Origin of the sequence: Desmospora activa DSM 45169, assembly GCF_003046315.1 — a bacterium.
In the GTDB taxonomy this organism is placed as follows: domain Bacteria; phylum Bacillota; class Bacilli; order Thermoactinomycetales; family DSM-45169; genus Desmospora; species Desmospora activa.
In genome coordinates, this window is record NZ_PZZP01000001.1 from 1,459,632 (window position 1) to 1,486,365 (window position 26,734).

General features: G+C 51.5%; 23 protein-coding genes and 1 pseudogene. All 24 read right to left on the reverse strand.

Annotated features, from left to right (window positions below; genetic code table 11):
* Window positions 1-32 precede the first annotated feature (32 nt).
* Window positions 33-746: an exonuclease domain-containing protein gene (locus C8J48_RS07170; RefSeq protein ID WP_107725629.1), complete on the reverse strand. Its 714-nt coding sequence runs from the start codon at window positions 744-746 to the stop codon at window positions 33-35.
* Complete coding sequence (locus tag C8J48_RS07175) at window positions 743-1,789, reverse strand: DUF294 nucleotidyltransferase-like domain-containing protein (RefSeq protein WP_107725630.1); 1,047 nt, start codon at window positions 1,787-1,789, stop codon at window positions 743-745. Before C8J48_RS07175 ends, C8J48_RS07170 begins: the two co-directional genes overlap by 4 nt.
* Before the next feature lie 16 nt (window positions 1,790-1,805).
* Window positions 1,806-3,089: an ammonium transporter gene (locus tag C8J48_RS07180; RefSeq protein WP_281261192.1), complete on the reverse strand. Its 1,284-nt coding sequence runs from the start codon at window positions 3,087-3,089 to the stop codon at window positions 1,806-1,808.
* Window positions 3,090-3,313: 224 nt separating this feature from the next.
* Entirely contained in the window at window positions 3,314-4,042 is a 729-nt protein-coding gene (locus C8J48_RS07185; RefSeq protein ID WP_170105261.1) for a DnaD domain protein, read from the reverse strand.
* A gap of 114 nt (window positions 4,043-4,156) precedes the next feature.
* Window positions 4,157-5,446: an asparagine--tRNA ligase gene (gene asnS, locus C8J48_RS07190; protein WP_107725632.1), complete on the reverse strand. Its 1,290-nt coding sequence runs from the start codon at window positions 5,444-5,446 to the stop codon at window positions 4,157-4,159.
* Window positions 5,447-5,883: 437 nt separating this feature from the next.
* Window positions 5,884-6,747, reverse strand: a complete 864-nt coding sequence (locus C8J48_RS07195; protein WP_107725633.1) for an SDR family oxidoreductase — start codon at window positions 6,745-6,747, stop codon at window positions 5,884-5,886.
* A gap of 269 nt (window positions 6,748-7,016) precedes the next feature.
* Window positions 7,017-8,354 (reverse strand): type I glutamate--ammonia ligase, encoded by a 1,338-nt coding sequence (glnA, locus tag C8J48_RS07200; protein ID WP_107725634.1) that lies wholly within the window; start codon window positions 8,352-8,354, stop codon window positions 7,017-7,019.
* A 33-nt stretch (window positions 8,355-8,387) separates the two neighbouring features.
* Window positions 8,388-8,780: a MerR family transcriptional regulator gene (locus C8J48_RS07205; protein WP_107725635.1), complete on the reverse strand. Its 393-nt coding sequence runs from the start codon at window positions 8,778-8,780 to the stop codon at window positions 8,388-8,390.
* Between the two features lie 191 nt (window positions 8,781-8,971).
* Window positions 8,972-9,466, reverse strand: a complete 495-nt coding sequence (locus C8J48_RS07210; protein WP_107725636.1) for a DUF456 domain-containing protein — start codon at window positions 9,464-9,466, stop codon at window positions 8,972-8,974.
* 2 nt (window positions 9,467-9,468) lie between these two features.
* Window positions 9,469-10,764, reverse strand: a complete 1,296-nt coding sequence (locus C8J48_RS07215) for a methionine gamma-lyase family protein (protein WP_107725637.1) — start codon at window positions 10,762-10,764, stop codon at window positions 9,469-9,471.
* A gap of 27 nt (window positions 10,765-10,791) precedes the next feature.
* On the reverse strand, window positions 10,792-12,066 hold the full coding sequence (hflX, locus tag C8J48_RS07220; protein WP_281261217.1) for a GTPase HflX: 1,275 nt from the start codon (window positions 12,064-12,066) through the stop codon (window positions 10,792-10,794).
* A gap of 84 nt (window positions 12,067-12,150) precedes the next feature.
* Window positions 12,151-12,837 (reverse strand): AAA family ATPase, encoded by a 687-nt coding sequence (locus tag C8J48_RS07225; RefSeq protein ID WP_425430475.1) that lies wholly within the window; start codon window positions 12,835-12,837, stop codon window positions 12,151-12,153.
* 73 nt (window positions 12,838-12,910) lie between these two features.
* A pseudogene (locus C8J48_RS19345) lies at window positions 12,911-13,051 on the reverse strand (hypothetical protein); the annotation flags it as partial.
* Window positions 13,052-13,199: 148 nt separating this feature from the next.
* A complete protein-coding gene (hfq, locus tag C8J48_RS07230) occupies window positions 13,200-13,445 on the reverse strand; it encodes an RNA chaperone Hfq (protein WP_107725640.1) in 246 nt (81 codons plus the stop codon).
* A gap of 39 nt (window positions 13,446-13,484) precedes the next feature.
* Complete coding sequence (gene miaA / locus C8J48_RS07235; RefSeq protein ID WP_245891088.1) at window positions 13,485-14,444, reverse strand: tRNA (adenosine(37)-N6)-dimethylallyltransferase MiaA; 960 nt, start codon at window positions 14,442-14,444, stop codon at window positions 13,485-13,487.
* Window positions 14,416-15,189 carry a class I SAM-dependent methyltransferase gene (locus tag C8J48_RS07240; RefSeq protein WP_170105263.1) on the reverse strand — a complete coding sequence of 258 codons (774 nt, stop codon included), beginning with the start codon at window positions 15,187-15,189 and terminating at the stop codon, window positions 14,416-14,418. The genes miaA and C8J48_RS07240 overlap by 29 nt, the downstream gene beginning before the upstream one ends.
* A gap of 2 nt (window positions 15,190-15,191) precedes the next feature.
* Complete coding sequence (mutL, locus tag C8J48_RS07245; RefSeq protein ID WP_107725642.1) at window positions 15,192-17,138, reverse strand: DNA mismatch repair endonuclease MutL; 1,947 nt, start codon at window positions 17,136-17,138, stop codon at window positions 15,192-15,194.
* Window position 17,139: 1 nt separating this feature from the next.
* Window positions 17,140-19,731 (reverse strand): DNA mismatch repair protein MutS, encoded by a 2,592-nt coding sequence (gene mutS, locus C8J48_RS07250; protein WP_107725643.1) that lies wholly within the window; start codon window positions 19,729-19,731, stop codon window positions 17,140-17,142.
* Between the two features lie 109 nt (window positions 19,732-19,840).
* Window positions 19,841-21,217, reverse strand: coding sequence for a putative amidoligase domain-containing protein (locus C8J48_RS07255; protein WP_107725644.1), 1,377 nt, complete (start codon window positions 21,215-21,217; stop codon window positions 19,841-19,843).
* A gap of 127 nt (window positions 21,218-21,344) precedes the next feature.
* On the reverse strand, window positions 21,345-21,917 hold the full coding sequence (gene cotE, locus C8J48_RS07260; protein ID WP_245891089.1) for an outer spore coat protein CotE: 573 nt from the start codon (window positions 21,915-21,917) through the stop codon (window positions 21,345-21,347).
* A 362-nt stretch (window positions 21,918-22,279) separates the two neighbouring features.
* Window positions 22,280-22,702, reverse strand: a complete 423-nt coding sequence (locus C8J48_RS07265; protein ID WP_107725645.1) for a YlbF family regulator — start codon at window positions 22,700-22,702, stop codon at window positions 22,280-22,282.
* A gap of 1 nt (window position 22,703) precedes the next feature.
* Window positions 22,704-24,176, reverse strand: coding sequence for a tRNA (N6-isopentenyl adenosine(37)-C2)-methylthiotransferase MiaB (gene miaB / locus C8J48_RS07270; RefSeq protein ID WP_107725646.1), 1,473 nt, complete (start codon window positions 24,174-24,176; stop codon window positions 22,704-22,706).
* Window positions 24,177-24,306: 130 nt separating this feature from the next.
* On the reverse strand, window positions 24,307-25,482 hold the full coding sequence (locus C8J48_RS07275) for a glycine C-acetyltransferase (RefSeq protein WP_107725647.1): 1,176 nt from the start codon (window positions 25,480-25,482) through the stop codon (window positions 24,307-24,309).
* A gap of 22 nt (window positions 25,483-25,504) precedes the next feature.
* Window positions 25,505-26,545, reverse strand: a complete 1,041-nt coding sequence (tdh, locus tag C8J48_RS07280; protein WP_211316600.1) for an L-threonine 3-dehydrogenase — start codon at window positions 26,543-26,545, stop codon at window positions 25,505-25,507.
* Window positions 26,546-26,734: the final 189 nt, after the last annotated feature.

Consider the following 26,734-nt stretch of genomic DNA (forward strand, 5'->3'; position numbering starts at 1 on the left):
ATATTGAAACATCCCCTTGAGAAAAATGTGTATCATCGTACTTGATTGAGTGCCGCATAAAGCTGGCTCAAATTTTGTAATTGATGACGTTGAAACCCCTGCAACATTTCTTCCCACAGGCGCGCCGTCATCCAGGCATCCCCGTCTGCTGTGTGGCGCCCTCGAATCGGAATCTTATAATGGTGGAGTAGCCGTTCCAGCGAGTGATCGGAAAACTCGGAGTGAAACCAACGGGCAAATTGCCAAACATCCAAAAAGCGATGCTCTAGTGTAATTCCCCACGTTTTTTTTAGACCCACCTTGAGAAATGAAGAGTCTAGACCTGCCCCGTAAGCGACCAAAATACTGGAACCTGTAAACTCCAACCAAGATTGAAGCGCTTCGGCTAAGGATGGAGCAGACTGAACGTCTTCTTCCGTAATTCCGGTTAAACGAACCACCACATCGGGAATGCCACCTTGTGGCCGCACCAAAGTATGGAACGGTGAATCGGGCAATACCTTCCCATTTTCCACTTTTACCGCTCCGATCGCAATAATTTCATCCCCATGATGTGGGCGAAAACCGGTGGTCTCTAAATCGACGACCACAAATGTAAGCTCTTGGAGTGGAGTGGACAACTGTTCTTGATTTTTTACGTCCTTAATCAGTGAGCGAACCCACGCTTCCTGCTGAAAGCTTTGGCTTGCCCCACCAATCCATCCCCTGTCACGTAGCCTTCGGAACCAAACATTCCCTTCCCTCACCGTTTCCGATCCCCTTTATCGGAATGTGCAGCCAATCGTTCCATATCGCGACGAACACTCCGCCAAACTTGCTTTGACACGACCAATGCTTCTTTTAAACGCCGGATCCGAGAAACAGGATGTTCACTCGTATCCACATGATTGGTATCTGTCCCGTATTGCAGACTGTTGCGTAACCGAAACTCCAAAAACGTATCCAACGCCTCCAACAGAGTATCCACCCGCTGTTGTGACCACTTCAGTGAACTTCCCACTTCCTGGATACGTCTGCGGGTGCATGTTTCATCGATCCCGAGAGCGAGTGACCACAACCGGAAAGCGTCCACCATCAAGAGGTAGCCCCCTTCTTTGATTGGAACCTTTCCGGCATGTTTTCCGTATCGCTCCCGGTAAAAGCCGCCCCAGGGGTTTAAGGGAGTGCGTGAGCGTCGATCCGACTCACGCCGCAAGATTTGTGGATGCTGCCTTGCCAAACGGATCAAATCGCGCCGCCATTTTTGCACCTTATCCGTCTCCCCTGCCACCACACGGGCATCGGCTACAATCATCAGATAACGGGCATCATCACGGCTGCTACCCGTAACCCATCGATTCAACCGCTTATTCCAGGTGTCGGGATTACCTCGCCACAGGGCCTCCGACGCCATCACCCGACCAGGACAACGGGGGTAACCCGCTTGCTGCAACCCCTTTACTAAACGTTGAGAAAACGTAACAACAGTTTCCCGATCATCGTCTCCCAAAAAGAGAGCATGATCCTGATCAGTCCATAACGGCGCTTCTTTTCTGCCCGCACTCCCCATTACAAACCATACATACGAGGAAGGGACGGCAACACCATTTGCCTTCATGGTGGTTACCGCCCGCTTCCATACTTGTCGAAAGAGGTGATCATGCCCCTCCTGGAGAGAGTTTTGAATATCGCTCATCGCGACATCCTCATCCAAACATTGGCTTGCCCAAACGCCCCAATCGCGATGTTGCTTCAACCAAACATCGGGATCGTCAGTTTCAATCAGGGGCGGGGTTGGAGGTTGGCGCATACCTCTTCCCTCCGTTTCACACCGTCGGTCCTTGGGAGGATCCGGTTTCCTGCGCCATCTGTTCAGGATAGCCGTATGTGCCGTGCTCACTCAAGTCAAGACCCATCACTTCATCCTCTTCTGTGACACGCAGTCCCATCGTCTTATTCAAAATCCACAGAATGATAAAGCTTGTAACACCCACAAATGCACCTGCTGCCAGTACACCTTCCGCCTGCACGATCAATTGGTGAATGCCGCCACCGTAGAAGAGGCCCGGCTGTCCAGTTTCTGTAATCTCCACCAGACGGGGAGATGCGAAAAAACCAGTGGACAAAGTTCCCCAGATCCCAGCAATACCATGAACCGAGAAAGCGTAAATGGGATCATCGATTCCTTTTTTCTCAAAGTAAACCGATGTAAAGACCGTCAATGAACCGGCGATCGCACCGACGATTACAGCCGCCCACGGTTCAACAAACGCACAAGCCGCCGTGATGGCCACCAGACCTGCCAATACACCATTCAACATCATCGGTACATCTGCTTTCCCCAGTGCCAACTTCACAGTACCCAAAGCAGCCAGGGCACCAGCGGCTGCTGCCAAATAAGTAGTCAATGCAACATATCCAAAAAATCCGTCTGCTACTGACAACGTGCTTCCGGGGTTAAAACCAAACCATCCCAGCCAAATGATGGCGACACCCAATACCGTGTACACTTGGTTATGACCAGGAATCGCATTGGGTTTGCCATCACTGGTATATTTCCCGATTCGGGGGCCTAGCATCAGCGTAGCCACAAGTGCGGCAACACCACCCGTCAAGTGAACCACCGTCGATCCGGCAAAATCTTGCTTACCAGCTTCAGCCAACCAACCACCATCACCCCAAATCCAATGAGCAACTACAGGATAGATGATAGCGGTAAACAGAATCCCAAAAATGATGTAAACACCCAACTTAGCCCGTTCAGCAAATCCGCCCCAAGCGATTGCCGCTGAAACCGCTGCAAACGCCATCTGGAATAGGAAGAAAATTTCTAGCGGAACCTCACCTTCCGCTTGCGGAAGATTGAGGAGCCAGCCAGAGGTACCCAAAAAGCCGTTTAAGCTGTCTCCAAATGCGATTCCATAACCGACTGCCCAGAAAACCAGGCCAACGAGCGAAAAGCTCAATAACTGTTTGCCGGCCACGTGACCCGCATTTTTCATTCGGGTGGAACCCGCTTCAAGCAATGCAAAACCTGCTTGCATAAAAATAACGAGGATAGCGGAAAGCATTACCCATAAAGCATCGATGGATAATAGAGCGTTTTCCAAAATGGATCACCTGACCTTTCACATGTAAAATTACCTTACATTTGCTATGTATAATATCACGGACTTACAGTAGTGCGCAATACCTATTTTGTTAATTTACCTAACAACTATTGTCGGATTATGTGCGAAACCATGAAAAAAGCCTCCAATCGGAGGCTCCTCATCCCTCATATTTATTCAGTGCCCACTCACCGATAAAATAAGGAAGCCGTGACGGCTTCCGCTTATCCTTGATTAACCCAATTGTAAAAGGGAAAAGGTGGGTTGTCCTCTGATCCCTTTTTGTCAGTGGATTGATACAACAACCCTTTATTGCGAAACTTACGGGAAAACTCCACCGCTTCCTCCGGCGTTTTTATTTGGTTGCGCTGCCACTCCAACAAAATCCGGTCGATATAGCGACAACTCAACTTCTCACAAAATACCGCTTCCCGCAGTGCCGCTGCGATTAACGGTTCCGGATATCCGTCCTCATGTAACCACTGTGTCAGCATCTCATATTCCATCGGTGACAACAGACGACCAAATTCCCGCTCAAACAGTTGAAACAGGTTATCATACGCTTCATCTGCGGCTTCATCCGCTTCTTCGGGCTCCCGATCCAGGTATGATGCAGCCAATTGTTGCAGAAGCGGAGCCAATGAGTATCGCTCACTTCTCAACCCATCATGGCTCACTGTTTCCTCGATCGATAAAAACCCACCTCGGACCAATTTTTGCAGCCTTTGAACGATCTGTTCCGCTGAGACGCTCATCCGTTCCTCCAACTGGCTGACGGTGGGAAAGGGCGTCCCCTCCTTCTCTTGAAACACCAAGATATGCAGCAAGAGCATCACATCCCCCTCCGTCAATCCCAACCGCCGGTATTCCGTAAACAACATCACCGGAACCGAAATCGAACCCTGGTGCAACATGTCTACGAGCGCGGCGTGCGGCGACCATTTATGGTCCATTGGCATCCACCTCATTTTTTACTATATCAACCACCTCATATGAAAAAAAGACTTGAAAAAGCGGCAAAAACCCCGGTGACTTCTCACCGAGGCTTAAAAGCACAGAGGTGGTGATCAGGGGTAGAGTCGGTTCAGCATCCGGGGAAATGGGATCGTTTCCCTGACGTGCTCCAATCCACAAATCCAAGCGACGGTTCGTTCCAACCCCAGCCCGAAGCCCGAATGAGGGACACTGCCGTATTTACGCAAATCCAAGTACCAAGCATAATCATCTTGAGAAAGCTGATGTTCTTGGAAACGCTGTTTCAGCAGTGCTGGATCATCTATCCGCTGACCGCCTCCGATAATCTCCCCATATCCCTCAGGTGCGATCAAATCGGCGCAAAGTACCACTTCCTGCCGTTCGGGATCCGGTTTCATATAAAACGCTTTAATCGTTGTCGGATAATGCGTAATAAACACCGGTCGGTCAAAGCTTTCCGCAATCTTCGTTTCATGGGGAGCGCCAAAGTCTTCCCCCCACTCAAATTCAAACCCTTCCCGCTTGAGCAACTCCACCGCCTCATCATAAGTAATGCGCGGGAAGGGTCCCTTTACATTCGCCAGTGCGGTTGTGTCACGCCCTAACGTCTTCAGTTCGTCGGCACAATTTTGGAGAACAGATTGTATTACATGGGTCAAAAGGGCTTCCTGCACCTCTAAGCTTTGGACATGATCGACAAAAGCCATTTCCGGTTCTATCATCCAAAACTCGATCAGATGGCGACGCGTTTTCGATTTTTCTGCACGAAAGGTCGGACCAAAGGAATACACCCGTCCCAAGGCCATCGCAGTCGCTTCCATATACAACTGACCGCTCTGCGTCAGATAAGCGTCTTCATCAAAATACTTGGTATGAAATAGATTTGTCGTACCCTCACAAGAAGACGAAGTCAGCACAGGCGGATCTACCTGCGTAAATCCTTCACCATCCAACCAGGCTCGAATTTGACGAATAATTTCTGCACGGATCCGTAAGATCGCCCGTTGACGGGGAGAGCGAATCCACAAGTGCCGATGATCCATCAAAAACTCAACCCCGTGCTCTTTTAACGCGATCGGATATTCCTCAGCGGACTGGATCACCTCCAACCCGGTCACATCCAACTCATAGCCGGTAGGAGCCCGTTCATCGGCACGAACGGTTCCTTCCACGTATAAGGAGCTCTCTTGCGGCAAATCTTTTGCCTGTTGCCATACTTCTGTATCCACCAGCTTCTTCAGCATCACACCCTGAACCACACCGGTTCCATCGCGCAATTGCAGAAAAAGAATTTTTCCGCTTGAACGTTTATTATAAAGCCATGCGCCCAGCTTCACTTTTTCTCCTACATGGGCGGAAAGTTTACTTATGGTCGTCAGCACAATACAACCCCCATCCGTTTGTTGACTTGTCCATTATACCCCTGGAAAAAAATCGGGTCAACGGAACCGAATCCCTTTGCGAGGGATCGCCACGCTACTCATCAGGGTAGCTCAAGCCCATCACTTATACCCTATTACATACGTCATCCTGCTCTTAAGCGTATAACTTCCTTGCCATGGTGGCGAGGGATTGAAAAAAGGCGGGAATGGTTTGTTTTACAAACTTGTTTACGATTTCACTTTGTCATTTCACTTTGATATCACCCTTGAATCCTTCCCCCCCTGTTAAATAGTGGTTAAGATGGTCAAACGATTATTTCCCGATCATATTGATTTCCTTGTATAACAAAAAAACCTCTCATGTGAGGGTTTAACAAGAAAAGGCAGCTGATATTTGTCAGCAGCCTTAAGGAACTGATTGAACACCATTCTTCTTTTTAAGAGATCTCACTTACAAGTTGACTCAGGGCTTTGTCAATTGGCGTTGCCGGGCGGCCGAGCAGCTTTTCAAAATCATGACTCTCGATCTCCAGGCCACCTTCTCGAATTCCTTTTTGGATCTCTACAAGAAACGGGATGACGGAATCCGGAACGCCAGCATTTTTCATGATATCTGAATAGGTGGCATCGTTCACCTGCTGCACGGGAACTTCCCTGTCCAAAACCACGCTGAGTGTAGATGCAAATTCATCCTGGGTCAACAGCTTGCCAGACAACTCATAGATCGTATTCTCGTGACCGTCCCCCGCCAGTACGGCTGCCGCCGCTTCCGCATAATCTTGCCTTAGAGCCCAGCCCACCTTTCCAGATCCCGCAGACGTCACCCAGGGTGTTCCTGCTAGCACACCTTGAATGCTCGCTGTCTCGTTTTCCAGGTACCAGTTATTACGCAGGAACGAATAAGGAATACCGGTTTTCAAAATCGCTTTTTCCGTAGCTCGGTGTGGTGGAGCAAGGAACATCTTGCTTTCACTTGCATTCCCCAAGCTTGTATAAGCGATGAAGCTGACTTTGGCACGGGCAGCTGCTTCAACCGCATTCGTATGCTGACGAATTCTGGTCTCGTTGTCCCCGTCCGCAGAAATGATCAACAATCGGTCAATACCAGCAAAGGCTGTATCCAGGGTATCCGGACGATCAAAGTCTCCTTGGCGAACCTCTACTCCCCGAGTGCGAAAACTTTCTGCTTTCTCCGGATTACGAACACTGACAGCCAGCAGACTCACTGGTACCGATTCAAATAGCGCCTCTACAACTTTCGTTCCCAGCTTCCCTGTTGCACCAGTAACCAATATTTTCATGTAAATTACCGACAGGAGACTCACCAATTCATTGGCGTAGAGGAATCGACGTTGTTCGGCACCCTCTTGTGGGGATGCTTAGAACAACCCTTGTTTCTCCTGTCATGCCTCCTTTCTAAAAAGTGATGTAACAATTATAGTTACAACAAATACCGTATGTCAACAATCAAAAATCAACTTTTTATTTCTCCCTACTCTCTTTCTGCTCTAATCGTCCCCCGGCCAAAACAAAAAACCCTCTCAGATGAGAGGGTTTTTACAAATGGTGATTAATAGAGGGAGATGTATTGATCCCGCTCCCACGGATGGACTTGCGTGCGGAACATATCCCATTCGATTTCCTTTGCTTCAACGAAGTGAGCCAAAGCGTGCTCACCCAGAGCTTCGCGAATCACTGGATCGCTTTGCAGTGCATCCAGCGCTACTTTCAAGTTGGCCGGCAAGCTTTCGATCCCTGCTGCTTCGCGCTCGTTCTCGTCCATGATGTAGATGTTGCGATCGGTCGCCTTCGGTGCTTCCAGTTTGTTTTTGATTCCGTCCAAACCGGCTTTCAGCATTACAGCCAAGGCCAGATACGGGTTGGAGGACGGGTCCGGACTACGCACTTCGATCCGAGTGGAAAGACCACGGGAAGCCGGAACACGTACCAACGGACTGCGGTTTTTCGGAGACCATGCTACATAGCAAGGTGCTTCAAAGCCAGGAACCAAGCGCTTATAAGAGTTGACCAGCGGGTTGGTAACGGCAGTAAATGCTTTAGCATGCTTTAGAACTCCGGCCAAGTAATGACGAGCGGTTGTGGAGAGACCCAGCTCATCGGACTCATCAAAAAATGCATTCTCTTTTCCGCGGAATAACGATTGATGTGTATGCATGCCGGAACCGTTTACACCGAACAACGGCTTTGGCATAAAGGTAGCATGAAGGCCGTATTGACGGGCGATATTTTTTACCACCAGCTTAAAGATTTGGATGTTGTCGGCGGCAGTCACAGCGTTAGCATATTTAAAGTCGATCTCATGCTGACCTGGGGCCACTTCGTGGTGAGAAGCTTCCACTTCAAAGCCCATTTTGTCCAGGGTGACCACGATATCGCGACGGCAGTTCTCACCCAAATCCAAGGGAGCAAGATCAAAGTATCCGCCCTGATCGTTCAAATTCAGAGTCGGTTCACCTTTTTCATTGGTCTTAAACAGGAAAAACTCTGGCTCAGGACCAACGTTAAAAGCGCTGAAGCCCAATTCTTCCGCTTCTTTCAACACCTTTTTCAAAATCCCGCGCGGATCACCTGCAAAGGGAGTACCATCCGGCATGTACACATCACACACCAAACCGGCTACCTTACCTGATTCCCCACCCCAAGGGTAGATCACCCATGTGTCCGGGTCGGGATAGAGGTACATATCGGATTCTTCAATCCGTACAAACCCTTCAATCGAGGACCCATCAAACATCAATTTGTTGTCAAGCGCTTTCTCCAATTGACTTGTCGGGATTTCCACGTTTTTAATGGTCCCCAGGAGATCGGTAAATTGCAGACGGATGTATTGCACATCGTTTTCTTTGACGGAGCGCAGGATGTCTTCCTTGGTCAGACCTTTGGCCATTCGTTCTCGTCTCCCTTCCAAGTGGTAAAAATATTAATGCAAGAAGCGGGACAAATCACCCTGGGTTAGGTGGCCCTGATTGGGGCGCGTGGTCAACTCGGTCAACTGCCGCTTCAAGAGCTTGCGCAATTCAGCGTCAGACATATCCGGTTTTTTGGCCGGAGCAGCAACCTCTTGTTCAGCTTTTTTGCCGGTTAACACTTCCTTGACCCCGGCGATGTTGATCCCCTTCTCCATCAATGACTTAATATGAAGCAAGCGATCCACATCATTAAAGGAGAATAACCGCTGATTTCCGCGGGTACGAGCCGGTTTAATCAATTCCTGTTGCTCGTAGTAGCGCACCTGCCTCGGAGTGAGCTCCGTCAATTTTGTAATCGTGCCCATAGAAAAAAGAGGCATGTTACGACGGATATCATCGCGCATCGGCAGTGCCTCCTCCCTTTTGGTTTCTTCCATTGTAAATATGTTAACTTTCATTGTCAACCCGTGTAAGTAATTTTAACACATTATATTATTTGCGAGGTAAAAACTCCTAGCTTCAGTACCCCAAACTTAAAGCTGCAATTGCGGGAAGCGGGGGAGAAAGGATCTTCCTCCCCCGCTTCCCTTTATACTTAAACCATCAGGATAATAAACCAGATAATAAGGCCCGCCATCAACAAACCTTTGACAAATACTCCCCCCAGAAAACCGACCAGCGTACCGAATCCGATTTTGATGGCTTGTTCCGCCGGTTTGCCCTGAATCAACTCCACCAACACCACTGCCAGCACCGGACCGAACAGCAAGCCGATCAAACCCATACCAAAAGGGGCCAACAGCATGGTAAAACCGATCGCTCCCAGCACGGAAGCCAAGATGGACACATTGGAGCCCCCATACGTTTTCGCGGCAATGCCACCGGCGATGTAATCCACCGCAAAGGATGCCAGGGTGATCAATGCCGCCGCCACCCAAAACGACATCGTAAGCGCATCGGGATTTACAAGGAAATGGGCAATACCAAACCCGGCCAACAACATCGGAGTATCCGGCAGGAAGGGAATAAACAGACCCGCAAATCCGATCATAAAACTGAGGACGATCAGCAACCACCATAAGAGTTCCACTGTCACGATTCACCTGCTTTTGCTTTGATATCGGGGAAGAGGTGAGCATGGGCCAACATATGATCCAACGCGGTCAACACCCCGATCTTCACATGGGAAAACGTTAACCCTCCCTGCATATAAGCGCGATAGGGCGGCCGCATCGGACCGTCTGCGGACAATTCAATGCTGGCGCCTTGGACAAAGGTTCCCGCCGCCATAATCACCGGGTCACTATATCCAGGCATCGGAGACGGCTCCGGAACAACATGGCCGTCAATGGGGGACGCTTCCTGAATTCCTCGGCAAAAGGCAAGCAGCAGTTCGGGGTGCTCCAGACGAATCAACTGAATAATATCGGTTCGGGGGGCATCCCACCGCGGAGTCGATTCAAACCCCGCTTCCTCCAGGATTGCCGCCGCATACACCGCTCCTTTGAGCGCTTCCCCCACCACATGGGGAGCTAAAAAAAAGCCTTGAAAATAATCGCGCAAATAACCGTGGGTCGCCCCCCCTTCCGCTAAGATGCCCGGTGCCACCAGTCGGGCAGCGGCACGAGTCACCCATTGACGCCGACCGGCGAGGTAGCCGCCGGATTTGGCCAGACCGCCTCCCGGATTTTTGATCAGAGAACCGGCGATTAAATCGACACCCACATGAAGGGGTTCCTGCTCTTCCACAAATTCACCGTAACAGTTATCGACAAAGATAACCGCATGGGGGCAGAGCACACGCACTCGCTTTACCATCTCACCGATGGCGGCGATGGAAAAAGAAGCCCTTTCCGCATAACCTCTGGAACGCTGAATCGCCACACAACGGGTATTTGCGCTTACCGCAGCGGCAAAAGTCGCCCAATCGACATCCCCAGCAGAGGTTAATGGGATCGCTTGTGCCCTCACCCCGAGATCGGCCAGGGAACCACTACCGTCCGCTTCACGCCCGATGACCGGTTGTAGCGTATCATAGGGCTCCCCCGTCAGATAAATCAATTGATCCCCTGGTCGCAGAATGCCAAACAGAGCGGAGGCAATGGCATGGGTCCCAGATACGATCTGCGGCCGATACAGTGCTGACTCCGCTCCAAATAAGCGGGCGACAATCTCCTCCAACGCCTCTCTACCCCGATCATCATAACCATAACCGGTGGAGGAGGTCAGGTGCCCCTCGTCTACCCCCGCTTCACGATAAGCCTGTAGAAGGCGCCACTGATGAAGATCGACCCGTTCCTCGATTGCTTTGAGACGGGGAGCGATCCGTTCCTCCGCTCGTTTTGCCCAACGTTGTAATGTTTGTTTATGCCGCAAATATTGATACATGTGTCACACCATTTTCTGTTCCTTTGTCTACGTTTCCAGCTGCATCACATCGCTGACAAACGCCTTCACTTCTGGAGACATCCGTTCATAGCGGCGACGGGAAAGGTGAAAATCCACCTTCATCGTCAAACCGTTCACCTCGGAATGGGTCACATGGGCCGCTTGATACAGATGGGAGATTAACTCACCCCGAGAGACCGGTATTTCAGCTGAACCTCGAACCTGCACACGGTGGAGCGTTTGGTCGATCGACTGTTTCAACCGCTCCAGATCAGCTTGGCGAAAAGCGGTAATCGCAATCGACTCCCCTGTGGCTGTCAACAGCTCCCCTTCCGCTTGGTCATCCTTGTTAAAGACCGTCAGTGTTGGGATATGACTAGCATCCAACTGGGTCAGCACTTCCTCCACCGCGCGCATCTGTTGTGGAGCCTCAGGATGGCTCTTATCCACCACATGGAGAAGCAAATCCGCTTCCTGCACCTGCTCCAGGGTTGAACGGAAGGCAGCCACCAGATGGTGCGGCAGTTGCCGGATAAAACCGACCGTGTCGGTCAGCAATACCCTTTCCCCTGACGGCAGTTCACAGAAGCGCGAAGTGGGATCCAATGTGGCAAACAACTGATCCTCCGCGGTTACCCCCGCTCCGGTCAATTGATTAAGCAATGTCGACTTGCCCGCATTGGTATAACCGACCAGCGCCACCTGCACCACTTCCATTTTGCGACGGCGAACCTGATGTAATTGTCGATGTTGGCGTACCCGTTCCAACTCCGCCTTTAGATCACGGATACGGCGACGTATATGGCGGCGATCCGTTTCTAGCTTCTTTTCACCAGGACCGCGGGTGCCGATGCCCCCGCCCAGACGGGAAAGTTCCTTTCCTTTGCCCGTCAAGCGAGGCAAGAGATACTCCAGTTGTGCCAACTCCACCTGAAGTACCCCTTCTTTTGATTTTGCCCGCATCGCAAAAATATCCAAGATCAGTTGCGTCCGATCCAACACCTTACAGGGAATCCGCTGTTCCAAATGGGCTAACTGACTGGGCGAGAGCTCCTGGTCAAATATCACCACATCCGCCTCTTTTTCTTCTACTGTGCGGATTAACTCTTCCACCTTGCCTCGACCGATCAACCACGCGGGATCCAATCGCTCCCGCCACTGGATGATCCGATCCACCTCTTGCGCTTGAGCGGTATCCGCCAATCGGGCCAGTTCCTCCAATGATGCATGAAGTTGTTCTGCTGACATCCCCGACTTTGTGCCGCAACCGACTAAAATCGCGCGTTCACGCTGCTCGTCGATCGTTGTTCATCCTCCTTGAAAAAACCTCACTTATCATTCCATTATAACGCCAATGGCCCGCCAAGGGAAACGGCAGGCCATTGATCATAGAAAAGCCCCCTGTCGCCAATCTTGAAAAACGAGGTCATCAGACTGTAAGGTCATCAAATCTTCCCTCGATACATAGCGACTCTTCAACAGCCGTACTGCTTGCAGGCGGATCGCTTGCTCCACCACATTGCGCACATGACGGGCATTGCCAAAAGATTCTCCGGGGATGCGACACACCTGATCCAAATGTTTGCGCAACTTGTCACGGGCGGGGCCGGAAAAGCGATACTGCCGCTCCTTTACCATTCGGTCGGCAATCTTCATCAATTCACCCACCGAAAAATCGGGAAAGGAGAGCTGGATGGGAAAGCGAGAAGGCAAACCCGGATTGGAGCGAATAAATCCCTCCATCTCCCGCGGATATCCTGCCAAGATCAATACAAATTCATTTTTATGGTCTTCCATCGACTTAACCAACGTATCGATCGCTTCCTTGCCAAAATCTTTTTCCCCGCCTCGAGACAGCGCATACGCTTCATCGATAAATAAAATTCCGCCAAGGGCGCGCTTCACATGCTCCCTCGTTTTTTGAGCGGTATGTCCGATATACTCACCCACCAGATCCGCCCGTTCCACCTCTACCAAGTGCCCCTGGGAGAGCACACCCATCTCGTGAAACAGGCGTCCCATAATGCGAGCAACGGTTGTTTTTCCCGTACCGGGATTTCCAGCGAAGACCATATGGAGGACTTGGTTTTCCGATGCCAACCCCGCCGCGACCCGGCGGCGTCCTACCGTCAGCCATGCATACACTTCATGAATGAAGGATTTGATCGCTTCCAACCCCACCAACTGATCCAGTTCTTCGATGCAGCGCTTTAACGGGAGATGCTCCTCTTCCATCCACCCTGTCGTACGCTCCGCGGTGGAAATGGCAGCGGATTCTTTTGCATGATCCAGCACCACCTGAATGCGCCGGGTTTCTTGCGTGATTACACGGGTCGCCATCAACGTCACCTCGTTTGCATTGGCTGCCCTATATATACGCAAGCGCCCAGTCGTTGGTGAAGATATGGAAAAACCAAGTGGTTCACACTTGGTTTTTAACTTTCTTTATTGGAATCATCGTTAGACATCAGCGATACGGCCCGTGCCGGCGTAAAGGTGGAAATGGCGTGCTTATAAACCATCTGTTGTTTTCCGTCGCTATCGATCACAATCGTGAAGTTATCGAAGCCCCGCACCACCCCACGCAATTGGAAGCCATTGATCAAATAGATCGTCACGGGTACGGATTCTTTCCGGATTTGATTTAAAAACGTGTCTTGGATATTGATTGATTGCTTCAAAGTATGTACCTCCCATATGCGTTTTGGCATTAGTTTACTCTATTCTTGGTACTGAGGGAAGTTTCCTGCTACCAGAGAACGAATTTCTTGCAACCTCTCTTTTTGCGTACAGTCAAACCAATGGATTTCCTTTAGACGACGGAACCAAGAAAGCTGTCGCTTGGCAAATTTTCTCGTTCTTTGTTTTATCATCTCCACCGCATCCGCCAGGTTGACCTCCCCCTCCAGCGCCATCCACAATTCCTTATAACCCAGTGCCTGCATGGAAACCGCATCCCGGGGAACACCCCTCTCTCGCAGAACCGCCACTTCTTCCAACAGGCCCTCCTCCATCATCAGATCCACACGTTGATTCACCCGATCATACAACATCTCCCGGGGCATCGTCAAACCGACCCAACATGCGCGATAAGGAGAATCCCCCTGTTGCTGCACTTCGGACAAAGGCCGCCCTGTCGCTCGATGAATTTCCAAGGCGCGAATCATCCGGCGCCTGTCGTTGGGATGGAGACGCTGGGCTGCCTCCGGGTCAACTGCAGCCAAACGGTAGTGAAGCGCTTCGTTTCCACGATCATCGGCAAATTGCTCCAACGAGTATCGAAACTCTGGATCTTCCTTTACCCCCGGCAACGAATATCCGTGGGTGACCGCTTGGATATACAACCCTGTCCCTCCCACCAACATCGGCAGGTGATCCCGTGACTGAATCGCCGTAATCGTCTGCCGTGCGAGACGTTGAAATTCATCCACGGAAAAGGAGAAATCCGGTTCAACCAGATCGATCAGATGGTGGGGAACCCGGCGCCGCTCCGCCAAAGTCGCCTTTGCCGTACCGATATCCATATGGCGATACACCTGCATCGAGTCACCGGAGAGGATTTCACCACGAAACTCCTGCGCCAACTCCAGACTAAGCGCCGTTTTTCCAACCGCCGTAGGACCGACGATCACCAACAGATCTTCGCGACCATCACCCAACATCGATGACGCCAAAGGCATGGTGAGACGCCTCCTTTTCCACGCGGAAACCCAGCCGCTCAAACTGTTCGCTTCCCCGTCGCTCTTTTAGGATGACTCGCCGTCGCGCCACCCGACACGCTTCGGTGACCGAACGCTGATCCAGTGGAGCCGGGTTGGCCAAGGTTTTAAGGGGTTGAATTCCCGATGAGCGTGTCACCGTACGGCGAAACATGGGGTCAAACCAAACTACATCAAAGCTTTGATCCGGACACTGGGAAAGATATTCCCTATAATCGGCAATATTAACCTCGATTCGCTTCATCGCCTCTGCCAAAGCGGAGGAAGAGGCCGGATATCGATCCAACCCGTATTCCACCAACGCGGCGATCACCGGTTGACTCTCCAACCCCACCACTCGACCGGATGCGCCCGTGACATACGACGCCACAATCGCATCCGCTCCCAAACCCAACGTACAATCCAATACCTGATCACCCGGTTGCAGCTGCGCTACCTGAACCAACGCATCCCTGCCCCCCTGCCGCAGTTCTTTCACTCTTAGAGCCGATAAATTGGGGTGAAAACGGAATCGATCTCCGGCGCTATTTTCCCAACGGGCTCCTTCCGGTCCCACCACCACCGCCGCCTCTGCTCCCTGCTCACGGAACAAGGCAGCTAATGACCGATTTTCCCGGTTTAGAACCGGAGCACCGATCCGTTCAGCAATCGTTGCCGCCCATCGCTCATCATCTGGGCGCGGACGGCGAGTCGTTGTCACAAACACCATCACATCACCCGTTTAAACATTTTCTCAATCTCCCGTGTGCTGAAGTGAACCAAAATCGGTCGACCGTGAGGGCACGTATACGGCCTCTCACAATGAGCCAGCTGCTCCAACAAACTTTCCATCTCTTCCCGGCGCAGATGGCGGTTTGCCTTAATCGCTGCTTTACAGGCCATCATTTTCGCCCCTTCATCCCGCATACGGGCCATATCCAATGGTTGACCCGCCTTTAACCATTCCACCATCTCCCGGATCAGTGCTTCCTCACTTCCCTGGGGGAACCAGCGCGGATGCGAATGAATCACAAACACCCCTGGCCCGAAGGGTTCCATCTCCACTCCCCACTCCACCAACGTCGGTATCCATCCGGATAACGTCTCCGCTTCTCCCGGACCGCATTCCACCGTCAGCGGGATCAAAAGCGACTGGGGTTCGGTTCCCTTCTGTTTTAGCCCTTCATAAAAGTGCTCATAATAAATGCGTTCATGCGCCGCATGCTGGTCCAGCAGATAAAAACCGTCCTCCGCCTGGCACACAATATACGTGCCATGAATCTGCGCCAGGGGGAGAAGAGCGGGGAATGGTTTTGTTTCGGCTCCGTTGTTGACCTTCACTTCCCCCTTATCTTCACGGGGGTGGGGGGAAGACTTCGGTTCTTCCCTTACCTTCGCTTCAGGTGAAGGAGAAGCCATCTCTGAGCGGGTGAAGACTTTCCCACCACTGTCGATGGGAGTCGTCTCTGAGTGGGAGAAAGCTTTTCTATCACTATCGACAGAAACGGGAAAAGTCGTCTGCGCTTCTTTCACACCTGCAGGATAATTCCATTCTCGCACAGGCGGTGGGGTCGGCGTTTTTTCCTTTTTTACTTCTCGCCGTTCCAAGTGTAGACTCTCCTGTACCGGCTTTTTCTGCTCAGGAGCCTTTTTTTGTTTCCACGGATTTTCCACCGCAGGAATCAGCACTTCCCGTCGAAACAACGCCTGCAAAGTGGACTCAATCAGCCCACATAACTCTTTTTCTTTGCTGAGGCGAACTTCCAGTTTGGCCGGATGAACATTGACATCCACCAGCTTAGGATCCATCGTGATCGCCATCACCACAATCGGATAACGTCCCACGGGAAGCAGCGTATCATAAGCTCGCAGGATCGCCTGGGCCAGCGGAATGTTACGAATGTAGCGCCCATTGACCAACAGAGTGAGATAGGAGCGATTGGAGCGGGTTAATTCCGGTCGGCCCGCCACCCCTTCAATGCGAAAATCGGCATCTTCACCGCTAAAGGGAAGCATCGCCTTGGCCACCTGTTTTCCGTAGAGGGCGTGAACCACATGAACCCGCTTGCCGTCACCGGTTGTGCGAAAAAGCTCGCGTTCATTGTGTTTTAACGTAAAAGCAACAGTAGGATGAGCCAACGCAATCCGGCCCAAACCATCCGCTACATGGCTAACTTCAGTGTTGACCGTTTTCAGGTATTTCAAACGAGCCGGGGTATTGAAAAAGAGATCCTCGACACGGACCGTTGTCCCTTGAGCCCGTACTGCTTCTTCCACTTGGTGGCGTACGCCTCCCTCCAGGCGAATGCAGGTGGCTGGTGTCCCATCGTCACTGGCAGTGGTTAACGTCAGCCGGGAAACAGACGCGATACTGGGGAGCGCCTCCCCGCGAAAGCCGAGTGAACGGATGGAAAAAAGGTCTCGCTCCCGCCGGATCTTACTGGTAGCATGCCGTTCAAATGCTAGCTCGGCATCCGCCCGCTCCATCCCGATTCCGTTATCCGTCACTTCAATCGACTGAATTCCCCCTTCACGGATGGCCACCTGGATACGGCTAGCACGGGCGTCCAACGCATTTTCCACCAGCTCCTTCACTACGGAAGCAGGTCGTTCCACCACTTCGCCAGCGGCGATTTGGTTGGCCAATCCGTCATCCAAAACGCGGATTACCGGCATCTTACTCCCCTCCCGTCCCCTTTAGCTTACGCTGTAGCTCATGCAGAAACTGGACCGACTCCAACGGTGTCCGACTCAAGAGATCCCATTCCTGCAGACGGTGCAACACCTCCTCCTCTTCCGGTCTCACCTTGGCCTGCGGCTCCGCATACTGAAACAAATCCAACTGCTCTGCAGCCGCCGTCTGTGAACGGGCTTCCAGTGACTCCAATACCACCTGGGCTCGTGCAATCACCTGTGGCGGCATTCCCGCCAATTGGGCGACATGAATGCCATAGCTCTTATCCGCCCCTCCGGCTTCCATCCGGTGCAGAAATACCACTTCCCCATCCTTCTCCACACAGCGGGCATGTAGATTGACGACACGGGGATAATCTTCCGCTAAACGGGTCAGCTCGTGATAATGCGTGGAAAAGAGCGTTTGTGCCCCGACTCGTTCATGCAGATACTCCACAATCGCCTGAGCCAACGCCATCCCGTCATAGGTGGAGGTTCCCCGCCCTACCTCATCCAGCAGAATCAAACTACGGGGGGTCGCTTGAGCCAAGGCAAGACGGGTTTCATCCATCTCCACCATAAACGTGCTCCGCCCTCCCACCAGATCGTCCGCCGCACCAATTCGGGTAAAAATCCGGTCGACAACCCCCACTTCAGCTTGGTCAGCGGGAACAAAACAGCCGATCTGAGCCAACAGCGTAATTAAGGCAACCTGGCGCATATAGGTGCTTTTACCCGCCATGTTGGGGCCGGTGATCAACAGAATTTGCCCGGCCTCCCCGCCGATTGCCGTATCATTGGCGACAAACATCCCTTCTTCCAGCGCTGCTTCCACCACCGGATGACGACCATTTTTGACGGATATACCAGGAGTTCCCAATATGTCGGGACGTACATAGCGATAACGCTCAGACACCACCGCAAACCCATGCAAAACATCCAAACGGGCCACTTGATCAGCCAGACGCTGCATACGGGGAATCGCACCGGCGATGCTTTCACGAACTTGGCTAAACAGCTGGTACTCCAGCTCCACCGAGCGCTCCTCCGCCTCCAGGATGGCACGTTCCTTCTCCTTTAATGCCGCTGTAACAAACCGCTCCGCATTGGCAAGGGTCTGTTTGCGCTGATACCGTCCCTCTGGTAGATGGCGAAGATTGGCTTTGGTCACCTCGATATAGTAGCCAAACACCTTGTTGAAACCCACTTTAAGCGACTTGATGCCAGTCGCCTCCCGTTCCCGTTGCTGCAGGCGGGCAATCCACTCTCGCCCCTCCCGTTGCACGGTGCGCAAGGCATCCAGCTCGTCATTAAACCCTTCCTTCAATAGATTCCCTTCTTTTACCGACACCGGCGGCTCCTCCGCCACCGACCGCTCAACCAGCTCCCTTACATCCTGGCACAGATCCATCTCCTGCGCCAAGCGAACCAAGGAGTCATCACCTGCCTCCAGCAATAGCTGCTGTAGTGACGGTAGCGCTTCCAGCGAGCGGCGCAACGCCTGCAAATCCCGTCCATTAGCGGAACCGTAGGCAATTCGAGCGGAGAGTCGCTCTAGATCGTATACCTCTTTGAGGCGGTCCCTCACTTCCTCCAACAAAATAGGATTCTGCAACAATGCCGTCACTGCACTCTGCCGTTCTCGGATCGCATCGACATCTAACAGTGGCTTGTCCAGCCATTTTTTTAAGAGACGGCTGCCCATCGCCGTCGCCGTACGATCCAGCAACCCTAACAACGACCCTTTTCGCTTGCCGTCCTTCAAGGAAGCTGTCAATTCCAATGTCTGCCGTGCTGCGGGGTCCAATACCATAAAATGTTGTGCATCATATCGTTCAATCCGGTTGAGATGCGTAAGCGACCGCTTCTGCGTTTGCCGCAGATACGAGAGCAACAAACCCGCCGCTTCCAATATGTAGGGAGAAGACCAAACATCCTCATGACCCGGGAATTGTTCTGACAACACTCGTCCCAACGATTCGGGCTCCGTCATCTCTCCCGCTGGCACCGTTGTGACCAATGTGCCCAGCCGACGTCTCAACTCACGGGGAGAAGGAAATTCCTCTCCTGCGCGCATCACGACTTCCTTCGGCTGAAAAGCTGCTAATTCATCAATGATCGCATCTTCTCCCCCTCGCAACTCCGTCACATAAAACTCGCCCGTGGATAAATCCCCGGATGCCAACGCCCAACGCTGATCGCGACGGATAAAAGCGGCCAGGAAATTATTTTCCCGTTCCAATAACATTTTCTCTTCCATCACCGTACCGGGGGTAACCACCCGCACCACTTCCCGCTTAACCACCCCTTTGGCGGTAGCGGGGTCCTCCACTTGTTCACAAATCGCCACTTTATACCCTTTTTCAATCAGCCGAGCGATATAAACCCCTGCGGAATGAAAGGGGACCCCGCACATCGGGATCCGCTCGTCACCCCCGTCCCTGCTGGTCAGGGTAATCTCCAATTCTTTGGCCGCCTTTTCGGCATCCTCGAAAAACATTTCATAAAAGTCACCGAGACGAAAAAATAAAAAGGCATCGGGAACTTCTGCCTTGATCGATAGATACTGCCGTATCATCGGAGTATGTTTGGCCACCGCTCAGACCCTCCGAAATTGTGAATTTGAACTGATTTTTATTTTACCACGCCCCTGAGAGCGGAACAACCGATCACCGGCTAAATCATGGGGGTAAATCAAAGCCCCCTCACTTTTGATACGGGGGCAGCTTCCAGCGCTTACGGATATCCTCTTTTTCATTCCAGGTAATGCCGGAGACGATCATCTGGTAAAAACGATCCAAATCTTTCTCATACCATGCGTATTCCTTTAGCGATCGTAACGACTCCCATAACACCTTCACCCTCTCCCGCACCTTTTTTTTCTCTCCACGATAATAAGCTTGTTGTAACTTGCGATCATACCAATCATCAAGGGGCAAATGCGGATAGCGGGCAGCGATCAATTTGGCGGCGGCCAGCGATCCCTTGGTTAAAGTAGGTGAAATCAACCAACTGGGAAGGGTACGATATTCAAACCCACCATGAAACTGCAAGCGGTAATCACCGAGAAAACCGTAGCGTGGACGACGTTGTACCCCGTTTCCATCCTCAGCCAGCATCAAGGGCAAAGCCAGATAAAGGTCTAAGGCCCGCAACAGCTGAAAAGTAAGCAATATTCCGCTAAAATGAATATGGCCACCCAGAGGATACTTCGGATGGGGCAATGCTCCGGCCAGCCATTCCACCTGTTTGTTGTTCACCCGCCGTGATGCCGTCATCATGTCCTTATACATGCGAAGCACCAATTGACGCGGATCTTTATTAGGCTTGGGACGTAACTCCACTAACGGTTTAATCGATCGATTTTGTCCATGCCAAATAGCGTCACATCCCACACTACCATACCGTGGAAAATAATCGGATGCCATGACAAGCGTACCATTACTCTTCTGCATGATAAACTCAGGATCGGCCCCCAGCATCACTTGATCTAGAGAAGCCCATAACCGGGGGAGGCGCTTTATATACAGTTGAACCGCCTCCGCCAGTTGCACACCCATCTCTCGATTGATGCGTGGACCGGGGGCTACATCCACCACCACGATCTGATTACCAGGCTGGATACCGATTTTAGCAACACCGTAATCCAAGCCCAGAGAATAAAAGGCACGGATCGCCATCGCTTTTACCTTGCGCACTTCCCGTGACTGATCTTCTGTTGATACCCGCTGAAACGTCGGCTTGCCGCCTCCCCCCGATAACCAGACAGGGGAGGTTTTGGAGCGGTATAGGAGTAGCGCCTGTGTCTGAAAGACCGGAACCACATATAAGCGCAACACAGTCGCCTGGGATGCGGCAACCGTGAGTCCATGCAATTTCCAGATCTCTTTTTTCCACTCACTAGATTGAGCGCTTTCGACCTGTTGTGTATGATTGAGCCCCAGCATAGAAGAAACGTAAAGGGGATCTCCATTCCAGCGAAGATGAATGGAGGAAGCCAGGTGATTGCGAGAGGTTGTGGCGGTCCCTAAAAGCCTTGTTTCCACATCATCCCGGCCACACTCAAGCAGGAGCGGTTTCATATCCCTTCCCCTTTCCCGTCTTTTCTGTATTTAGTCCCTTGTTATGTTATGAATGGCACCTTCAAGTGGTTAGCGGGAAAAAGAAAAAGGAGGCACCTGCCTCCTCGGCTGCTGTGTTCCGCTGTGATCAATCGTTAAGATCGTCGATAACCAGATCGGGATCCAGATCTTCAAAATCTGCAGTCGCCTCTGTAGCGGAACTATCCAGCCCTTTGTCATCCCAGTCATCCAGTTCACCGGGTGCAACCAGGACATTTACCTTGGTTTCCCCAACCATTTCCACGTAATACTCCCGCTCCACCCGTACCAGGACAGATCCATCACCCGCCATGGTAGCCTCGATGCAATTGGGGGATTGGGTGGAGACAGCACTCACTTCTGTGGTACCAACCCGTGCATTGCTGTCATAAAAGCTGAGCGGAACCTGATCCACAAAACGAACCGTCTGATTGGACACCTCTGTCTTTGTGTTCTGATTAAAAGAGTACCAGATGTTGATATCGTAGCTTCCCAACACCTCAATCGTATCGCCCACCCGGTTGGCTTCATATTGATGGTTAATGATCCAGCAGCCCAGGATGCTGGAAATATTGTCCGGGGGTTGAATGGAGTGCGTCGCTTGGGAAAACTTACGACCCTTGCCGGTAACCGCTTTGGTGATAATTTGCCGGCTTTGCATGCCGCTCTCTGTGTTGGACACGATGCTCCCTCCTCCAAACCAATCGTTCCATACATTTGTATGCAGGGCGGGAGTCCTGGGTGCCAAAAACCCCGCTCTCTTTTCCGCAGGGGCCCGCACGGGCGGCCGGTCGCCGGGCGGGGGCAAAGCGCCCATCCCCTTCCAAGTCTATGCAAGAAAAGTGATGGGCGTTCACATAAAATAGTGATTCTCACCTAAAAACCTCAAGATTGATTGTGGCGGCAAAAAAATAATCCCGACACGAAGTCGGGATAAGGCGCTGGTTGGGGTCGAAGGAATAATTCGGACAGACCTTCATCGTTGAAAGAGAAAAGGGCGGAGACGGACCCACTTTATCATCAATTTCGGCTATAGATGCTTACTCAGCTACAGCCACAGGGACCACCGCTGCCACAGCCGCCTCCACCGGGGTCCTGTCCCACTTCAACATCCAAACGGGTGGAGACGGAATCGGCAACAACTCGCTGCAAGGTCTGTAATAACTCATTCATTTCCACTTGCGATTGTTGATACTCCCGTACGATCGGCAAATGGTCCAACTCATGGTGAATCTGTTCCAACTCTTGTTCCAACTGCCGGATATACGCCGTTTTCTCGTAATGCTTGGCATGCACCAACTCTTTTTGTTTGCGTTTGATCGTCTCAATCAATTCCGTTACACGGCGACTGCTTTCCACTTGCTCCTCCGCTAGGCGAAAGCGTTGGATCTCCGCAGTGAGCGCCAGACGGCGTCCCAAGTTATGCGCCAGTGCCAGCACCGGATGGCCGGGTTCGATCGCCGCCATCTTAGCTACCCACCTGACGGGAATCGACTTTGTCCACCCATTCCCCTTTTAATGTCCAGGTGAGGGGTTCATCGATGCGGACATGAACAAATTGACCGATCAAGTGCTTAGGCCCACGGAAATTGACCAATTTATTGGTACGGGTGCGTCCGGATAGAATCTCGGGATTCTTCTTGCTCTCCCCTTCTACCAATACTTCCACCGTCCGACCACGCAATGCCTCATTTTTCTTGCGGCTGATTTCATCTTGCAGTTGATTGAGTCGATGCAGACGCTCCTTCTTCACTTCCATCGATACATCGTCCTTCATCTTAGCAGCCGGTGTCCCTTCCCGGGGAGAATAAATAAATGTAAAGGCAGAATCATATTCCACTTCCTTCATCAGCGAGAGTGTCTCCTCAAACTGCTCCTCCGTCTCCCCAGGGAACCCGACGATAATATCCGTGGTCAACACTACATCGGGGATGGCCTTTTTAATTTTGCGCACCAATTCCAGATAGTGTTCACGGGTATATTTACGAGCCATGATTTTAAGGATAGCGCTGTTGCCCGATTGTGCCGGAAGATGAATGTGTTCCACTAGATTACCCCGCTTAGCCAGCACTTCAATCAAGTGATCATCAAAATCGCGGGGATGACTGGTAGTAAAGCGAACACGGGGAATCCCGATTTGGCGCACATCATCCATCAGATCGGCAAACGTATAGTCATGATCGGTAAAGTCTTTGCCATATGCGTTAACATTCTGGCCGAGCAGGGTTACTTCTTGATAACCTTTGCGGGCCAGCTCGCGAATCTCGGCCAATACATCCACCGGTCGGCGACTGCGCTCTTTTCCGCGAGTATAAGGCACAATGCAATAGGTGCAAAACTTATCACACCCATACATGATGTTTACCCATGCTTTTAAGCCGTCTTCCCTCACTTTGGGCAGATTTTCAACAATATCGCCCTCTTTGGACCAGACTTCCACCACCATCTCCTTGCTGAACAACGCTTCTCGCAACAAGTGTGGCAGACGGTGGATATTGTGCGTACCAAAGATTAAATCCACCTGCTGATGTTTTTGCAAAATGCGATTAACTACTGATTCTTCCTGGGACATACAACCGCATACCCCGAGGATTAACTCCGGTTTTTCCGTCTTTAGCGTCTTGAGGCGACCAATCTCCCCAAACACCTTATCCTCAGCGTTTTCCCGGATGGCACAGGTATTGATCAGGATAACCGCTGCATCTTCTTCCGATTCTGTCATCGTATATCCCATTAACTCCAGCATACCGGCCATCGTTTCACTGTCGTGAACATTCATCTGGCAACCGTACGTTTTGATCATATATCGCTTGCCTTCGCCGATACCCCGCATCTCCTGCGGGATTTGATCAAACTGAAGAACAGAGATCTCTTCTTTGCCACGCTTCTTTGCCGCTTTTAAATCCGGCGGCTGAAAATAGCGAGCCATTTTTTCATCCATCTATACTCAACACCTTTCTACTAGGGTGTTTCGATCTGCCTTTGCAATTTATATATTATACCTGATTTGGATCGGATCATCAAATAACAAAACCCTTCTCCCACCATCGTGAGCGAAGGGTATACCTGTTTTATATAATCCCCAACTTCTGCCCTGCGCGTCCGAAAGCTTCCAGGGCTTGTTCCAGCTCTTTCTTACTGTGAGCCGCCGTCACAATCGTACGCACCCGTGCCTGATTCCGTGGGACCGTGGGAAAGACGATTCCTTGGGCATATACGCCTTCTTCTATCAATTCATCGGACAACTTCATCGCCAAGGCGTCGTTGCCGACAATCACCGGTGTAATCGGGGTTCCGCTCTTACCCGTATTAAAGCCGAGCCGGGTTAAGCCATCCTTGAAGAAACGCGTATTCTCCCACAGGCGATCGATTAATTCTGGCTCTTCCAGCAATACGTCAATCGCTTCACTACAAGCAGCCGTCACCGCCGGCGGGTGAGAAGTGCTAAAGAGAAACGGTCGAGCGCGATGAATCAGATAATCTCGCAAAACCTGAGGACCGGCGACATACCCACCTAAGACGCCGATTGCTTTGGAAAGCGTCCCGACTTGGATATGGACGCGACCATGAAGGCCAAAGTGATCCACCGTACCGCGTCCGTTTTTCCCCATCACACCACTGGCATGGGCATCATCCACCATCACAATGGCATCATATTGCTCACACAGCTCGACGATATCCGGCAACGGGGCAACATCCCCATCCATACTGAATACGCCGTCGGTAACCACCAAGCGACGCCGCGCCGTCTGCGTCTCTTCCAGCGCTTTCTTCAAATCGTCCATATCTGCATGTTGATAAATACGGCGGCCCGCTTTCGTCAGCCGAATTCCATCGATGATACTGGCATGGTTGAGGGCGTCACTGATCACCACATCCTCATCTGTCAAGATCGTGCCCAACACCCCTACATTGGCGGTAAATCCGGACTGAAACACCAAGGCTGCTTCTGTGTGCTTAAAATCGGCCAGCTTTTTTTCAAAAGCTTCATGCATAGAAAAAGTGCCGGCGATGGTACGTACAGAACCGGTCCCTGCACCATAAACGTTAATAGCCTCTAGTGCAGCTTCTTTTAGACGGGGATGGGTAGTTAAGCCCAGATAGTTGTTGGAGGAAAGTTGAATTAATTTCCGTCCACCGATTTTTACCGTCGATTCCTGGTCGGATTCCAACTCGGTCAAGGGTCGAAAAACGCCGTTTTCTTGCCATTCGCGAATCTCTTCTTCCAAATGTTCAAACCCCTTCATGCTCTTCCCTCCCAAGATGGTATCAGGGATATAATACCACTTTCCCTGATTTTCCGCTCATCATCTGTGCAAAAGCTTGTTCATAATCTTCTAATGAAAAGCGATGGGTAATCATTGGAGTGAGATCTACCTGTCCAGAGGCAAGGAAGCCCGCCGTCTGTTGCCAGGTTTCATACATGCGGCGACCCACAATCCCATGTACCTGCGCCCCTTTAAATACAATCTCCTCTGCCACATCCAACTGCAGCGGGCGAGTGGGAAGCCCTAACATTGACACCCGTCCACCAAAGGTCAACATCGCAAACCCTTGTCGGATCGCCGTCGGATTACCCGACATCTCTAACACCACATCGACACCATAACCGGTGGTAATGGTTCGTACCTGCTCCACCGGGTCTTCTTCCCCAGAATGAACCAAGTGAGTGGCGCCCATTTTTTGTGCCAACTCCAAACGGTATTCATTGATATCCAGCGCAATCACCGCAACTGCACCGGCGGCCTTCGCTACCGCCACTGCCATCACCCCGATCGGCCCACATCCGATCACGGCCACTGTACGACCGGCGATTGGGCCGGATAAAGCCGTATGGACGGCATTTCCCATCGGTTCCATCGCTGAAGCCACATCCGCCGGTACTCCCGCTGGATTTTTCCATAGATTTTCCGCCGGCATCACCGCATATTCGGCGAAGCAGCCATTGCGATCCACTCCGATAATCTCCGTATTTAGGCAGACATGTGCCTCCCCGCGGCGACATTGGGGGCAGGAACCGCATACAATATGAGTCTCAGCGGAAACACGATCGCCCACCGCTACATGAGTAACTCCAATGCCCGTTTCCACCACTTCACCGGAAAACTCATGCCCAAACACATACGGAGGACGGACACGGCCCGCTGCCCACTCATCCCAGGTGTAAATATGAACATCGGTACCACAAATCGTCGTCGCCTCTACTTTGATTAGCACTTCACCCGGTCCTGGTTCTGGAATCGGCACTTCCCGCAATTCCGCCCCAAAACCGGCGCAGTGTTTCACCAGTGCACGCATGGTTCCACCCACAGCGGACACTCCCTCCTAAGCACGATTCATACAACTCTTTATAAATACCGCCTTTATTATAACACCTCAATTAGTATTAGGTAAGATGTACGACCAGAATAGACATTAGACTCATTTTCGCTGCAATGGTGGCCTTTAAATTGACAGAGGAGAGGCAGAGGAGATACCATTTCGTTAGATTATTTTGTC